The organism is Nonlabens sp. (assembly GCF_051251825.1).
Taxonomy (GTDB): Bacteria; Bacteroidota; Bacteroidia; order Flavobacteriales; family Flavobacteriaceae; genus Nonlabens.
Genome location: NZ_JBPOGG010000002.1, coordinates 29,658 through 47,043, shown reverse-complemented (window position 1 = coordinate 47,043; position 17,386 = coordinate 29,658). Strand labels below are relative to the sequence as shown.

7 protein-coding genes are annotated in these 17,386 nt (G+C 35.2%); all 7 read left to right on the top strand.

Going from position 1 to position 17,386, the window contains the following annotated elements; genetic code table 11:
• The first annotated feature begins 2 nt into the window (after positions 1-2).
• Complete coding sequence (locus tag ACSHWW_RS02720) at positions 3-791, top strand: Na(+)-translocating NADH-quinone reductase subunit C (RefSeq protein WP_435680879.1); 789 nt, start codon at positions 3-5, stop codon at positions 789-791.
• A 4-nt stretch (positions 792-795) separates the two neighbouring features.
• Positions 796-1,440: an NADH:ubiquinone reductase (Na(+)-transporting) subunit D gene (locus ACSHWW_RS02715; protein WP_435680878.1), complete on the top strand. Its 645-nt coding sequence runs from the start codon at positions 796-798 to the stop codon at positions 1,438-1,440.
• A 47-nt stretch (positions 1,441-1,487) separates the two neighbouring features.
• The gene (gene nqrE, locus ACSHWW_RS02710; RefSeq protein ID WP_435680877.1) at positions 1,488-2,222 is read left to right on the top strand and encodes an NADH:ubiquinone reductase (Na(+)-transporting) subunit E; all 735 of its coding nucleotides are present in this window, start codon (positions 1,488-1,490) and stop codon (positions 2,220-2,222) included.
• Between the two features lie 7 nt (positions 2,223-2,229).
• Positions 2,230-3,537 (top strand): NADH:ubiquinone reductase (Na(+)-transporting) subunit F, encoded by a 1,308-nt coding sequence (nqrF, locus tag ACSHWW_RS02705; RefSeq protein ID WP_435681316.1) that lies wholly within the window; start codon positions 2,230-2,232, stop codon positions 3,535-3,537.
• A 142-nt stretch (positions 3,538-3,679) separates the two neighbouring features.
• Entirely contained in the window at positions 3,680-6,685 is a 3,006-nt protein-coding gene (locus ACSHWW_RS02700; protein ID WP_435680876.1) for an ATP-binding protein, read from the top strand.
• Entirely contained in the window at positions 6,685-7,329 is a 645-nt protein-coding gene (locus ACSHWW_RS02695; RefSeq protein ID WP_435680875.1) for a response regulator transcription factor, read from the top strand. The genes ACSHWW_RS02700 and ACSHWW_RS02695 overlap by 1 nt, the downstream gene beginning before the upstream one ends.
• 181 nt (positions 7,330-7,510) lie before the next feature.
• On the top strand, positions 7,511-17,122 hold the full coding sequence (locus tag ACSHWW_RS02690; RefSeq protein ID WP_435680874.1) for an FG-GAP-like repeat-containing protein: 9,612 nt from the start codon (positions 7,511-7,513) through the stop codon (positions 17,120-17,122).
• Positions 17,123-17,386: the final 264 nt, after the last annotated feature.

Sequence of the window (17,386 nt, the reverse complement as noted above, 5' to 3'; positions counted from 1 at the left end):
TTATGGAAAGTAGAACTGATAAAAATTCATATACTATCCTTTTTGCGATAGGAATGGTAGTAGTTGTAGGTGGAATTCTGGCCTTTTTAGCATCAAGCTTAAAGCCAGCGATTACACAAAATGAAAAAATCGAAAAGCAACAAAACATCTTGTATGCTCTAGGGATCAATAATAATGAAGGTAATTCTGCAACGTTTGTTGATGCAAAGCTTGCTCCAGAGGAGTTTAAGAAGAACGTTACTGAGCAAATGGTGCTAACTTTTAAGGATGGAGCTATCGTTAAAAAGCAAACTCGCCAGGAATATATGGATGAGACTAGCCAGGAGCCTTATTTAATTGACGTAAAAAAACAACAGAATCTTCAGAAAACTGAAGGAACTCGTTTGTTACCATTATTTATAGGTAAAAATGAAGATGGCAAAACGCTATACGTTGCTCCTATAAGAGGTAAAGGTTTATGGGATGCTATATGGGGTTATGTTGCGGTAGATGAGGATATGGTTGTTCAAGGTGCTTATTTTGATCATAAAGGTGAAACTCCAGGTCTAGGTGCAAACATTAAGCAAACTTATTTTATGGATGATTTTAAAGGAGAACATTTACTTAACGACGCTGGAGTATTTAAAGGTATCACAGTTGCAAAAGGTAATGCAGACCCTAAGAATGATGATAAAACTGATTACGAGGTAGATGCAATCGCTGGTGCTACCATCACAGGTGATGGTGTGACTGCGATGATTAAAAAAGATTTAGGTCTTTATGTACCTTATTTTAAAACTTTAAAGAAATAGATCTATGGGACTTTTATCAAAAAAAGATACGAAGCTAATTACAGATCCATTATTGGATAATAACCCTATTACCATTCAGGTATTAGGAATATGTTCAGCACTTGCGATTACTGCAGAGCTTAAGGCATCTATCGTTATGTCCATTTCTGTACTATTTGTATTAGGAGTAGGTAACGTTGTGATTTCTCTTATGAGAAATATCATTCCATCTAAAATTAGAATCATTGTTCAACTAGTTGTAGTTGCTGCATTAGTAATTATAGTGGATTTAGTTCTTAAGGCATTTGCTTATGAATTGAGTAAAACACTTTCTGTTTTTGTAGGATTGATAATTACTAATTGTATCATTATGGGGCGTTTTGAAGCTTTTGCTTTAGGAAATGGACCATGGAGATCATTCTTGGACGGTATAGGAAACGCTGCAGGATATGGATTCATCTTGATTCTAGTAGGTTTCTTTAGAGAGCTTTTAGGTTCAGGAACCTTATTAGGTATTGCAGTATTAGGAGATCCTATTGAAAAGACTGGATTATATGCAATAGGTTATGAGAACAACGGTTTTATGCTGTTATCTCCTATGGCATTGATCGTAGTAGGATTGATTATATGGGTGCAACGTAGTAGAAACGCATCTTTAATAGAAGACTAGATTTAGATTATTACGCTTTCGCGAAAGCGTAATCCAAAAAACATCATATGGAACATATAGAATTATTTTTCAAATCAATCTTTATAGATAATATGGTATTTGCCACTTTCTTAGGAATGTGTTCATACCTCGCAGTATCTAAGAAAGTTGCAACAGCCGTAGGTTTAGGAGCAGCAGTAATTTTTGTACTTGCGATCACAGTGCCATTAAACTGGATGCTGGATCAATATATTTTACAACCTGGAGCGTTAAAATGGCTAGGCGCAGAGTATGCAGCTTATGACTTAAGCTTCTTATCATTTATCATGTTCATTGCAACTATTGCAACCATGGTACAATTAGTTGAAATCATTGTAGAGAAATTTTCTCCTTCATTGTATAATTCGCTAGGTATATTTTTACCACTTATCGCCGTGAATTGTGCGATTCTAGGTGGATCATTATTTATGCAATCTAGAGAAATCGCTACACTAGGACTTGCGACTACCTATGGTATAGGTTCAGGAATAGGTTGGTTTCTTGCGATACTTGCAATTGCAGCTATACGTGAGAAGATACGTTACTCTTCAGTTCCTGCACCATTAAGAGGTTTAGGAATTACATTTATTATTACTGGATTAATGGCGATCGGCTTTATGAGTTTTGGTGGTATGTTAACTGGTGGTGATGAGGAAAAGGAGTCTGACACCAACGAATTATCTATTAAGGCAGTTCAAGAAAGTAATGAGTTGACCCTACAAGCGACTTCATTAGAAGATAAACTAACACAAGTAAATCAATAGTCCTATGATATTAATAGCAGCAGGAACTACAGGAACAATTATAGCTACAGTAGCAGCGTTTTTACTGATCACTTTAATATTAGTATCTCTATTATTATTTGTGAAGCAGAAGTTATCTCCATCTGGACCAGTTACCATTAGTGTTAACGGTGAGAGAGATATTACTACTGGATCAGGAAGTACTTTATTAACTACGCTTAGTTCAAATAAGCTCTTCTTACCATCTGCATGTGGTGGTGGTGGAACTTGTGTTCAATGTAAATGTATCGTTACTGAAGGTGGTGGAGGAATCCTTCCTACTGAGGAACCACATTTCTCTCGTAAAGAAATTGCCGAAGGATGGAGACTAGGTTGCCAGGTTAAAGTAAAGCAAGACATGGTAATTGAGATTCCAGAAGAAGTTTTTGGTATCAAGAAATGGGAAGCAGAAGTTGTGCGTAACTATAACGTGGCATCATTCATTAAAGAATTTGTAGTGCGTCTTCCTGAAGACATGCATTATGAAGCTGGTGGATATATTCAAATTGAAATTCCAGAATGTACTGTGAATTTTAAAGATATGGATATCACAGCTCACCCAGAAGAGCACGATACACCAGATAAATTTCAAGCAGAATGGGATAAGTTCAACTTATGGCCACTAGTAATGAAAAATGATGAAACGGTAGAGAGAGCATACTCAATGGCTTCTTTCCCGGCTGAAGGTCGTGATATCATGCTTAACGTACGTATTGCTACGCCGCCATGGGATAGAGCAAAAAGCGGATGGATGGATGTAAATCCAGGTGTTGCAAGTTCTTATATTTTCAATCAGAAGCCAGGAGATAAAGTAGTCGTTTCAGGACCATATGGAGAATTCTTCATTAATGAATCTGAGGCAGAGATGCTGTATGTAGGTGGTGGAGCAGGAATGGCGCCTATGCGCTCTCATTTATATGAGTTGTTCCGTACGATTAAAACAGGTAGAAAAGTAACTTACTGGTACGGTGGACGTTCTAAGCGTGAGTTATTTTACATAGATCACTTTAAAGCATTAGAAAAAGATTTTCCAAATTTTAAATTCTACATGGCACTTTCTGAGCCTATGGAAGAAGATAACTGGCAAGTTAAAGATGGTATAGATGGTGAAGGAGACGGTTTTGTAGGTTTCATACACAATTGTGTAATTGATAACTACTTAAATCACCACGAGACTCCTGAAGATATAGAACTATACTTTTGTGGTCCACCATTAATGAACCAAGCAGTTCAAAAAATGGGAGAAGATTTCGGTATTCCAGACGAGAACATACGTTTTGATGATTTCGGTGGATAGAAATTCACTTATTATGTATACTAAACCCGACTTTTTAAGTCGGGTTTTTTTGTAAAACATTTTAAATTTTTAATTGAATTTTAGTTGTAATCTTTTTCATATTTAACAATGTTAAATCTTTGAGTTAGATTTACGGGTAATTATGAAATTTAGTTTTAGGGAACTTACATTGATTAGTGTTTGGATTACATGCATTTTTTCCAGCACTAATTTAATAGCACAAGGAAAGGTGTATCATGAAGTCTTCACATCTCGTGATGGACTCGTCATTGATAATATTCAGGACATCATCCAAGACAAGAATGGGTTCTTATGGGTTGCCGGTAACACACTAGATAATAGAGAAATTATTTCAAAGCCTAGCTTAGTTACACTTCAAAGATTTGACGGCAAGAATTTCCATAATATAAATCCAGACTTTAAATCAAAGTACACGTATATAAGTAAACTACTTAAATACTCTGATTCTAATTTTGTGGTTCATTCCAAAAATGTCGAATCAAATCATATCCTAACAACATTCAACACATCAACCTGCATATTTGCAGATTTAGAACCTAAAGGTTTTGATAATGTATCAGACATTAGATTCATAGATGGCAAGTATTATTTACTCAATGCCATAGGAACCACTGTTCAGGTTTGGCTAAGAGATGATCGTGGAGAATGGATTGAATTATTCTCTTTTAAAAATGATGTGACTTCCATTGAAGTGGACAGAAATTCTATATTCTTATCAGTAGGAGATTATTATATTTTTAGTGACAATAATTTCCCTATAACCATCACAGATAAGCAAGGTCAACTTATTAAAAAATTCTCTTATAGTGGTTTTAATAGAGAGAGAGATCTCGTTGCAAAAAAAATATGGATAGAAGAAGCGTTTGTTTTTAATGACAGTTTATACGCTTTTATGAATAATGATGATGTTCTTTACGTGTTTGATGAAAAAGAACTTGATTTTATCCCATTCAATGTAACCTATTTTAATGGTAAGAAGAATATAAAAACTTTTGTTGATTCTAATGGGAAGGTACTCATCGCATCTAATAAAGAAAATACGCTACAGTTAACCACTCTAAATGATCAAGGCTTAATAGTGCCCATTTTTAATCATAACTTTAAAGACGTAGCTTCTATTCAATTATGGTCTCGAGATATTAAAAATGAATTATGGTTAGCTGCCGGAGGAAATATCCATTATTATAGATTTCCTAACAGTCAGTTTGATAAATACTTAATGCAAGAGCAATTAAGGGCAATCAAACATATAGGAGATCAAGATTACATTATAGCTACTGAAAATGGAGGATGGTTTAAATACAATCATGAATTTAAAAAAATCAAACCATTTCCACTTTATGAGAAAGAGGTTCCCATCAAGCTAGAATCATCCAGAAACATCTTTGTAGAAAAAGACACCTTATGGACGCAAACTATGGGCTATATAGTTGCTATAAATAAAAATAACGGTGATGCAAAATCCTATAGACATTATCCTTCTCAATGTATCGAGCAGCTCAATGACTCTACGCTAGTTTATGGAACTAGACAGTATCACTTGATGGCTTTTAATAAAAAATCTAGAACACATGAATCCATTGTTAAAACAGATTCATTAAATATTTTAGATATTGCAGTAGATAAAGACCGCAATTGGATTGTAAGTGCTACTACTACTGGAGTATTTGTGTATGACATAAATACTAAAGAAAACCGATTCTATCAAAATGAACTACAAGACAGCTATCTGTTAGTTGCAGATTACTATGAGAAATATGGATTCTTGCTAGGATCTCGTAATGGTATTGTAACACGATTTGATCCACGAGAGGAAACTTTTGAAGTGATTTATAGGGATAATCTAAAGGCAGGAATAGCCACCATTACTCCATATGAAGAAGATTTATGGCTCAACACATTTAATGGATTAGTACATTACAATCCACAAAATGAAGTTAGTGTAAGATACTCGGTTAAAGATGGGCTTTCACATAAAGAAGGAAATCGTTACAGTGCATCCCGTACATCAGATGGAATCTTATTGGGTAGTCTTGTAGGGTTGAATCATTTTATACCAGAGCAACTTATAGCGCAAGAAAGTAGTGATTCTTTACAATTTCTTAAAATCAGAACTTTTGATCCTGATTTAAATAAATTCAAGGATTTGTTTGATAAGTCCGCTTTCGCGAAAGCGAAAAACATAAGCCTACCAGTAGAAAATAAGCTCCTAGAACTCGACTTTTCTCTAACGGGACTCGATGTTTTGCGTAATGAATCTTATGAATACAAATTGAATAATGAAGACTGGATTTCACTAGGTGAAATTAAAAAGTTGCAGTTTTTAAATCTTGCGGCAGGAAACTACAATTTAAAAGTACGAGCAAAAGATTTCTCCGGTACATTAATAGGCAAACCACTTGAAATAGATATAGTTTCAGAAGATTTTTTCTATAACAAATGGTGGTTTTATGCATTAATAGGTTTACTAAGTATCACCGTGTTCTTCTATTTTTTATACCAGGAAAGAATTAAGAGTTTGATGCAGGTTAAGTTTTCTCAAGATTTACTTCAAAATCAAGAAAAAGAAAGGTCTCGTATTGCAAAAGAATTGCACGATAGTGTAGGTCAACAACTAACATTAATCAAGCAAAAAGCCCAATCTCAAGAACTAGATTCCATTGCCGAATTAACAAATACCACACTAGAAGAAGTGCGTAGTATCTCAAGAAATCTATATCCGGTAATTATAAAACAATTGGGACTTAAAGGTGCAATAGAGCATCTTTTATTACAAATTGATGAAGAAACAGATTTATTTGTCTCTGTTATTGTTGATGATATTGATGACCTTTTTAATATCGAGGAGTCTGTAAACATTTACCGGTTTATTCAAGAATGTGTTTCAAATGTGCTTAAACATGCAGCGGCTACAACTATAGATATTTCCATAGACAAGAAAAAAGATAATGTAGTAATGGAAATAAGGGATAATGGAACTGGATTTAAAGTCACAGAAAAAGAAGGCAATAACAGCCTAGGATTAAAAACGCTTAAAGAGCGTATAAGAATATTAAATGGATTACTCTCTATAGAAAGTGAACCTAATAAAGGTAGCTTTATCACTGCCACAATTCCCCTAAAATAATGGATTCCACTCTACAATTGCTCATCGCAGACGATCACCCAATTTTGCTTAAAGGACTAGCAGATAGTCTTAAAAGTATAGGCTATGAGCAAGTAATTACAGCTATTAATGGAGCTCAAGCACTGGATATGATCATCGAGCAAGTACCTACTATTGCTATACTGGACATAGAAATGCCCATGCTGGACGGTTTTGAAGTTATTGCCAAAGCAAAAGATCTAGGCTCTACCACTAAGTTTATAATTTTGACTTCTTATAAAGAAAAAGCATTTGTCTTACAGGCTCAAAAATTCAATATTCAAGGTTATCTATTAAAAGATGAAGGTATCGATGTTATAGATAATTGTATTAAAGAAGTTGCAAAAGGAAACCAGTGTTTTAGTCCGTCATTTAATGAGGTTATTGATATTGAAATCACACCACAATTAGAAAAAATTAAATTCCTTTCACCATCTGAGCGTACCATTGTGCGTTATATAGCTCAAGAAAAAACGAGTAAAGAAATTGCTGTGATTTTAAGTATTTCTCATAGAACGGTTCAAAAACATCGCACAAATATTATTCAAAAACTTAATCTCACTCCTGGAGCAGACTCATTAACTCTGTGGGCGCAAGAGCATCGAGAATTCATCGATATGATGTAGGAATTGTCTTTTAAATAACTAATATTCAGATAAATAAACACTACGTAGCCCTACGTAAAATTTGACATACATACGTATTTCATTTAGTTATGCTTATGGATACTTTTGGTTAATAATGTGAATGGACTTTTGCTGGCTCTCAACAGCTCAACAGCTTAAGTTTCCTCCTAATAATCAAATTATGAAAAGAGTATTACTTATTGCGTTGTTAATTTTTACAAGTGCTTTGCTCAAAGCACAGTGTAATGTGGTTTATGTTAATCAAAATGCTACTGGTCTTAATGATGGTTCTAGCTGGTCAGATGCCTATATCAGCTTGCAAGACGCTATTGTTGACGCAAATTCTTGTACTGGTAATTCTCAAATTTGGGTAGCCTCAGGAACTTATAAACCTAGTTCAACTAGTGGATTACAACCCAATGGAAATGCACTAACTTCAAGGAATAATACCTTTCTAATTACTGGAGAAATAGAAGTATATGGTAGTTTTACTGGAACAGAAACCGATATTAATCAACGTGTTATAGCTGTAAATCGTACGGTTTTATCTGGTGATATAGGAACACAAAATGATAACGCTGATAATACTTATCACGTGCTTACAGCAATTGCACACGCTGGTTCACCTATCATTATTGACGGATTCTCAATTGAAAATGGGCATGCAAATACATTTTCAACTAGTCAATTTTTATATGGCTCAAATTTATTTAGCTTAATAAGTAACAATTTTGGTGCTGGAGTTTTTACAGAAGGAGAAATTATATATAAGAATACCGTTTTTAGAAATAATATAGCAGACTATGGTGGTGCTATAGGCTCAAGTCATTTTAGTAGTGCAACAGTAGAAAATTGTGTTTTTGAAAATAATATGGGTACGGCTATGTTTGTTACAAATGGTAATGCATATGTTACAAACTCAGTTTTTAAAGATAATTCAACAGGAGATATAGGAATATTTACCAGCTCAAATGCTTTTATGGAAGTTACGAACTGCACTTTCTTTCAATCTGTTGCTGGATCAACAACAAATGGTTATAGAATTAACATCGAGGAAGAATTTGGTGCTGATTTAAGTAATAATATAACTGTAAACAACTCTTTATTATACAACACCAATGATGTAATACTAGCTTTTAATGGCAGTTCTATAAGTTCTCAAGATCCTTTTATAGATTCCTCAGATCCAGACGGTCCCGATAATCTATGGGGAACCGCAGATGATGGTTTGCGTCTCGCTTTTAATTCAGGATTGTTTGATGTAGGAACAAATGGGTTGACTTATCAACTAGCTACTGATATTAAAGGAGATCCTAGAGTGTTTAATAACACTATTGATTATGGTGCTTATGAAGAGCAAGTTGCACAAGCACCTTGTGTAGCAGGTTTTGTATCTTGTTCTACTACTGTTTCAATATCTGTGGATGCTGCTGGTTGTACATTTGATAGCAGTCAGCTTGTTGCTCCTGTTTCAAATAATTGTTTTCAATCCATAGTTACAAATGACGCGCCTGCTACTTTGCCTTTAGGAGACACAACCGTGATTTGGACTATAGATGATCAAGGCGTAATTGACACCTGTACACAAGTTGTTACAATAATAGATGCTGTTGCTCCTTCCGCTTTCGCGAAAGCGGTAACCCTACAATTAGATAACACCGGTAATGCCACTCTAGATCCTAACCTTGTAAACGACAATTCTATCGATAATTGTGGAATAGCTAGTATGACGGTAATTCCAAATACTTTTGATTGTACAACTGCAGGAGATCAAACGGTGACTCTAACTGTTACTGATGCAGCTGGAAACACAGACACTGCTACAGCAGTTGTGAATGTGCAAACAGGAGGACAAGTAGAGATTGCTTTTTCAGATAATCAACATTCCATAATAGGTTTAAATACTGCGTTTGGTGATATCCAAATTCAAAAACAAATCAATGAAGATTTAAATGGAGATGGAAAGGTCGATTTTATAGTTAATGGGTACTCACAGAGTGCTGGACAATATGTGACCAAAACAATTTTAAATAACGGACCACAATCCTACATAGTAGTGACTGGAAATTCATTTCCTGTCGGGAGTTCTATTTCGATAGATTTAGGAGATGTTAATGGAGATGGTTATTCAGATCTAGTCATGTCTGGATATGGAAATACTACCAATGCACCTTTTACAAATGTCTATTTAAACGATGGGAATGGAGTTTTTACTATTACCGCAAATACAGCTATCGTTGCTTCTTATGCTGGTAATGTAAAGTTTGCTAACTTAAATGGAGATAGCTACTTAGATCTTGTGACTATAGGTTATAGTACTGCTATTAACAGTTGGATATCAAAGAGTTATAGTAATGATGGGACTGGAGCTTTTACTGAGATTTTAAATCCTAATATTCCTATTTTATCAAATGGTGCGCTGGTGTTGAAAGATGTCACGGGCGACGGAGTTGATGATATGTTTATTTCTGGTAGTTTAAATGTAGCTCCATACGGTTCAACATCTGCTTTGTATTTTAATGATGGAAATGGTGTATTTACGTTAAATCAAACCCTTGAAAATTACTATTCAGCATTTGATACTATGAAAGATATCAATGGAGATGGGTACGAGGATATTTTTACATATGGTTACAATAACAGCATCAATTCAAATGAAGCAAAAATATATCTGAATGATGGGCAAAATAACTTTGTTTCTTCAAGTATTTTGATGGATATGCAAAATATCAATGATCTTAAGTTTCTGGATACAGACGGTGACTCAGATCTAGATGTATTTCTTACTGGTTATGATGGGTCAGAAACTATAGCAGATATTTATTCTAATGAGAATCTTGTTTTCAATCGTTTAAACTTAGAGGATTTTGATGGATTAACTTCATTTAGTAATCTTCAAGTAGTTGATATTAATGGAGATGATTCAGAAGATTTGCTTTTCAGAGCATATACTAATCCGGGATTCATAGAAGTTCAATCTGTTCTTTTTAATGATTCAGGACTGGTTACTGTATTTCCAGCAACACAGGATATCACAGTAATGCTAGACTCATCTGGAGTCGCTAGCATTACGCCTCAACAAATAGATAATGCATCGATTGCAAGTTGTGGTATCGCAAGTTTATCACTAGATCAAACTACTTTTGACTGTGCAGATGCAGCATTTGATAATAATCAGGGACTTGCTTTTAACGGTATTGATGAACGTGTTGAAATCACAAATAACAACGCCAACAAAATTTTAGGTCCCTATACAATGTCTGCTTGGGTAAATTGGGATGATACAGGAAATTCAAATATTCAATATCCAGTGTCAAAACCTAGTAATTTTAATGGTACAGGTAATTCTATTGTAATTAGAACTTCTGATAATACAGTAGGTATGACATATGTCTCTTCAACTAATAACGCTCCTGCTAGTGTAACATCGCCTGCAAATGCAATCACAACTGGTTCATGGACTCATATTGCTGTAAGCTATGATGGGACAAATGGTAACGTTTATGTAAACGGTGTTTTAGTAGTGTCTCAAGCTATTTCCATGTCTAATAATAATAGTAATGAAGCTTTGTATATAGGAGTGGAAGGAAGAGGTTCCATACTAGAACAACGCGATTTTAAAGGTGAGATAGATGAGGTAAGATTATGGGATGAAGCAAGAACAGAAGCGCAAATAGCTGCAGATATGAATCAGCAAATTCAACCTCAATCGGGATTAGTTGCTTTGTACCGTTTTAATGAAGGCTCAGGAACAGTTGTAGAAGATGCTTCTCAATCAAATGTGTCTGGAACTCTCATTAATATGGATGATACAAATAGGGGCGCTGGAGCACCTGCTCAAAGTTTGCAAGGAGTAAATGAAGTGACCTTAACAGTCACTAATAATTCTGGTGAAAGTAGAACTGCAACAGCATTAATTACCGTTCAAGAAGCAATTCCAGTAGTGTTGACACAAGATATTACCGTAAACTTAGATGCTACTGGTAATGCAGTTATCACTCCTCAAGACATAGATAACGGTAGTGCAGCAGGATGTAATGCCATCACAAGTTTAACACTAGATAGGGACACCTTTACTTGTGCAGATACTGCCACACCTGTTACAGTAACACTTTTCATGCAGGATGATGCAGGTGTCACCACTACAGGAACAGCACAGGTTACTGTTGTTGATCCAGCCTTACCTACAGCCATAGCTCAAGATATCACCGTTTCACTTGATGAAAATGGTAATGTTGTTTTAGATGCTATCGATTTAGATAATGGTAGTGCAGCTGGTTGTTCCATAATTGTAAATAGGACAGTGACACCAGCATCTTTAGATTGTACAAATATTGGTGCAAATATGGTTACTTTAACAGTAACTGATGGTAATGGAAACACTGATTCCACAAACGCAATTGTAACGGTTATTGATGATTTAGGTCCACAGATTAATATTCCCGCCACTTATAATGTCCAGCTAGATCCTCAAACAGGAATAGGGCAACTCACAGCCCAAGATTTAGATTTAGGTACCGTAGATAATTGTGGCGGCGCGCTAACAAATACCTTATCTCAAACGCAATTTACTTGTAATATACCGCAGGATGAATTTGCTTATAATATGGGTAGTCAATCTTTTAACCTAGAAGTCACTTCATTTCATGCAAAATTTGACACTAATTTTTCTGGACCTTTATTCTTTCGACCAGAAACGAGTAGTTCTCTTCACAACAGTAGAAGCGCTGTTATAACTCAATCTGGAATTTCTTATGGATCAGAATTTGGTAGCGCCTTAGTTGCGTTTCCTTTTCAGTCTGGGACTTGGTATAAAATTCAATTGAGTACTAGTGAATCTTTTATTCAAGATGCAAACCCTCAATCGGGTACTGTAGTAATGGAGATTTACCTAGATCTTACGGTAGATGATGTATACATAGGTAGATCGACTCATAGATTTACCCAAGGTCTTTTTGGTTATAACAATGGCGGTATGCAGTTTAGACCTATAAAGGGTCTTGTTGATAATCTTTCAACTGCTAGTGAAACTTTTACTTTTGATGAAGGCACAGGAAATATTGCAACGAGTACAGCTGGGAATACATTACCTGTAGATTCTAATAATTTTGTTCCTGCAGAATTAAATCTTATCCCAGATGGAATAATGGTAGATTTTATTTCTACAGATGGTTCTGGGAATCAGTCCATACAACAAGTAGAGGTCATAACAGATGATTTAGGTGCAGTTGCTGTTAGTCAGGATATAACAGTTAACTTAGATTCTGGAGGTAACATCACCTTAGCAGGAGAAGATGTAGATGGTGGTTCTTATTCCGGTTGTAATCAGGATGTGCCTATTGCCTCTTATTCAGTTAGTCCTAATAGTTTTGATTGCACAAATTTAGGGCCTAATACTGTAACACTTACGGTTACAGATAACAACGGAAATACTAATACGACATCAGCTATAGTGACGGTTGAACTTAATGATAGTAGTCCTTCAACATTTTCACAGCTCAACCTGACGGGAATCAATGCAAGCGCTGTTACTGGTATCGATACAGGAGATATTAATAACGATGGTTTAATGGATGTGTTCCTTACAGATTCCACAATTGGTAATATTAAGGTTTACATACAACAACCTGATGGTTCTTATGTTTTAGAAACTACAACAATATCGAATTATAGTAGTATTCTTACTGATTTTAGGAACCCTAGATTATTAGATTTTAATGGTGACGGATTTTTGGATATTTTACTAAGTGGAATTGATAATTCACTAGCCCAATTTGGTACTTTATTACTATTACGAGATAATTCTAATGGGTCTTATAATGCTTCATGGGAAACTTCTGGACTTCAACAAATTATTAATATACTTGACATAGATAATAATGGAGTAGATGATTTATTAGTTTTTACTCGCACTACTGCTAGTACTAGTGCAAGAACCTTTACCTATGATCCTGTTAATGGAGGGATTAACATATCTTCCACAGGTCTATTAGTATCATATGCTGATGATATCATTCAAGTAGTAGATATAGATAATGATGGAGATGATGATGTTATAACTAAAGATACAACTATAGGTAGTGCATTTTCACTTTTAAATGATGGTTCAGGTAATTTTTCATCTGGACCTATTTTGGGCCCTATTTTTAATAGCGATTTTCTTGTCGGAGATTTTAATGGTGATGGTATTTTAGATCAAATTAATTCTGCAGCATTAAATCAAGGGGCTAATGTTACTTATAATATTGCGATGAGTAATAATGGTGGTTTTAATATTTTTAATTACGATTCTTTAATAGCTGGAACTCCAGTTCAATCTGAGGCTTATGATTTTAACAATGATGGTAAAGATGAATTAGTTTTAAATGGGTACAACGGTAATCTAACTCAATTTATTTTAGAGTGGGATGAGTTTAATGGTTTTCAAGATGTTACTTCTTCATTTCCTCCTTATGGAGCTTATGATGTAAACGATTTTGATGGTGATGGAGATCTTGATATGTTTAGAACTAATAGTGGAGCCTTTCAATATTATGAGAATAATCCACCATCGAGTATTAACATTTTATTACAAGATATTAATGTTTCTCTAGACAGTACAGGTACGGCTACAATTACTGCAGATGATGTAGATAACGGCTCTACGACTGTGTGTGGCTTTGCATCGAGAACTCTTTCTCAAGATACATTCTCTTGTGCTGATCTAGGAGTTCCAGTACCAGTTACAGTAACTTTTACTACTCTTTCTGGTATTACAGACTCTGCGATAGCGATGGTTACCGTTGTCGATGATACAGCACCAGTAATTACACTTAACGGTAATGCTACTGAAACTGTGCCTCAAAGCCCTACCTATACAGATCCAGGCGCAACGGCCTTAGACAATTGTACTGACCCTATTACAGTAGTTGTTAGCGGTGATACCGTAGATCCTAATGTCATAGGAGTTTACACCATTACTTACACAGCAACAGACGCTTCAGGAAATACAGTATCAGTTGATCGCATAGTGACTGTAGAAGATAGTATACCACCATCTACTACGGCTGTTTCTATCCAGAGTGATAATGTGAATTCCGCTTTCGCGAAAGCAGGTGACCTACTAACTCTTACATTCACAACTAGTGAAGAGGTGCAAACTCCTATTGTGACTCTAGCCATGGTAAATGCCGCGGTTAGTGCTACAGCTAACCCTAATGAATGGATCGCAACTACATTTGTGCCTAACACGATGAGCATAGATATGACGGCATTACCAGATGGAGTAGCACCATTTGTAATAAGCCTACAGGATTTAAATGGTAATTATAACCTTGTGCCTCAAACAGCTACTACAAACGGTAGCGAGGTCATTTTAGATAGAACCGCTCCAGTTGTGAATGCAATGAATGATTTTATATCATTAGATATTTCAGGTAATGGTATTTTTGATATCAATGCAATTACTGCTTCTATAGCAGATGCACACAACTTTACTACTTCAACTGATGTCACAACTATAGATTGTTCTCTTTTAGGGGCAAATGCATTTACTCTATATGCTACAGATGAAGCTGGAAACGTAGGTCAGGATTTATTCATCCTTACGGTCCTGGATGGACTAGCTCCAGTGATGACGCGTAATGGTAATACAACGGTAACTATAGATAGAGGACTTACTTATACAGACGCAGGAGTAACCATCACAGATAATTGTTCAAGTGGATTAACACCAGTAATAGGCGGAGATGTAGTAGATACAAACATCTCAGGAACTTATGAAGTTACTTATGATGTAAGTGATGCGAGTGGTAATGCTGCTCCACAACTTGTAAGAACAGTAATAGTAGAAAATCCAGATTTTATCTATGAAAATAGTGCCTGGACACCTAATGATCCTAGTGATATAAATAATCCAGCAGGTTTAGATGATACTGTAATTGTTAGACAAGATGTAATGGTTTCAGGAGATTTTAGAGCTCACGACTTGTTGATAGATTCAGGAGTTACTTTATCTCTTGCCACAGACGTAGAGGTAATCATAGATAATGATTGTGACGGTGATATAAACGGACCTAATGCTATTATTATAGCTTATGGACAGACCATAGCAAATACTTGGAACGGTGGTAGTGGTTCAATTATAGGTAGACTACATCTTGCAAATGCAAACTTAGTTCTCACAGGAACCTATCGCATTATCGATAGATTGTCAAATGATGATACCAGTTCCACATCAATCATAGATGCAAGTACGGCCGACTTCACATTTGTAAGTACAGCTACACAAACAGCTGTTGTAGATGGAGCAAATATTACTGTGTTAGGAGAAGTAACAGTAGAACAATATTATGCAGATAGACGCGCCTTTAGATTTGTGAGTAGTCCACTTACATCTACAAGTACGATTTTTGATAACTGGCAAGAAGGAGGATTAAATCCTGGAGATGCTGGTTATGAAGCTGGTTATGGAACACACATTACAGGATCTGGTGGAGCAGCAAACGGATTTGACCCAACAGCAAGTAATAACGGGTCTATTTATGGCTGGGATAACGTGAATCAATCATGGACAACGATCTCAAGTACTAATAATCCAACAGATGTATTAATACCAGGTAATTACAGCCGCTTATTTATACGTGGAGATAGAAATATAGATTTAACACAAAACTCAAGTCATTCTTCTACAACATTAAGAATGAAAGGATCCTTGTTAAATACTTCCTATAGTTTACCTGCAATTGCAGCAAATGTTGATGAATTTATCATAGTCGGAAATCCTTATCAAATGGAGGTTCCTTTAGGTCAAGCGATGGAAGATTTATTTAACTTAAATAGTAGCGACATAAGTGCAGTGTTGCCAAATTTCTATTACATGTGGGAACCTATGGCAAACACTAGAGGTGCGTATCGCATATATGATAGACAGACTAATTCTATTATAGGTCCGCAAGTCAGTAATTCCCGATATATTCCAGGTGTTTTAAAACCAGGTCAATCTGTATTCTTTGCGTCATCTGGTGTATCAAATGGTTCATTCATTTTAAATAGACCTGATAATGCTACAGGACCACCTATTTTCACACCTTCAATCGCTAATTTTAATGCTACACTTGCGTTAAAATTATATAAATCAACTGATTATAATCAGGGATTAAATGAGCTAGATGCGTTACTAATAAGATTTAATGTAGGTTCAAATAATTTAGTAGACCAGTTTGATGCTATTAAGTTTAATAATATAGATGAGACTTTAGGACGACAGCATATAAGTGGTGACCGCTTGAGTATTGAGAATAGAGATATTCCATTAAATGGAGATGCTCTCGAGATTCATACCTCACAGTATAGACATGCTAACTACACATTTGAAATTCCGGCTATCGGTTTCAGTACTAAGAAAGCTATATTAGAAGACACATTTACTGGGACACTCACAGAATTAAGCAATAGTACAAGTACGGTTTATAATTTTATAGTTGATGTAAATAATGCGCAAAGTAGCGCACTAGATCGATTCAGAATTGTATTTGAAGATATAACTCTAAGCACTGCACAAGCTGAATTTAATCAAGCTGTTGAGGTTTATCCTAATCCAGTGGTAGATGATAAATTTTTCATTAACATGGCTGGGATAACAGGAGAAAAGCAAATCAAGATTACCAACCTAGTCGGTCAAGAAATTATGAAATTTAAAACTGATGAATTAGGAGTTGTTGAAGTAATCACTAAAGATTTTGCAACAGCAATGTACATCGTCCATATTTCAAATGGAAACAGATTTAAAACAGTCAAGTTAATTGTGGAATAATGAGTTAAGAGATTAATACTATGGTTAATTCATACTATTAAAAACACTACGTAGCTCTACGTAATAATAGACATACGTACGTATTTCAATACAGTTCTATAAGTAATACATTTGAGTATAATTGTGAAGAGAGAATGTTGTGAAGCTTGACGTTTTAAATGAACTAGGCTATTGAGCTTTTATCTCATGAGAATGATTCAAGTATGGATTTGAAGAGTGGAAATACTAGAATAAGTAAGTATTAGATTATCGTGTCAAAATGTT

Bases quoted from the DNA above. Each gene is read 5' to 3' on its own strand.
- ACSHWW_RS02700 (WP_435680876.1), top strand. From the start codon at position 3,680: ATGAAATTTAGTTTTAGGGAACTTACATTGATTAGTGTTTGGATTACA.
- nqrE (WP_435680877.1), top strand. From the start codon at position 1,488: ATGGAACATATAGAATTATTTTTCAAATCAATCTTTATAGATAATATG.
- ACSHWW_RS02715 (WP_435680878.1), top strand. From the start codon at position 796: ATGGGACTTTTATCAAAAAAAGATACGAAGCTAATTACAGATCCATTA.
- ACSHWW_RS02720 (WP_435680879.1), top strand. From the start codon at position 3: ATGGAAAGTAGAACTGATAAAAATTCATATACTATCCTTTTTGCGATA.
- ACSHWW_RS02690 (WP_435680874.1), top strand. From the start codon at position 7,511: ATGAAAAGAGTATTACTTATTGCGTTGTTAATTTTTACAAGTGCTTTG.
- ACSHWW_RS02695 (WP_435680875.1), top strand. From the start codon at position 6,685: ATGGATTCCACTCTACAATTGCTCATCGCAGACGATCACCCAATTTTG.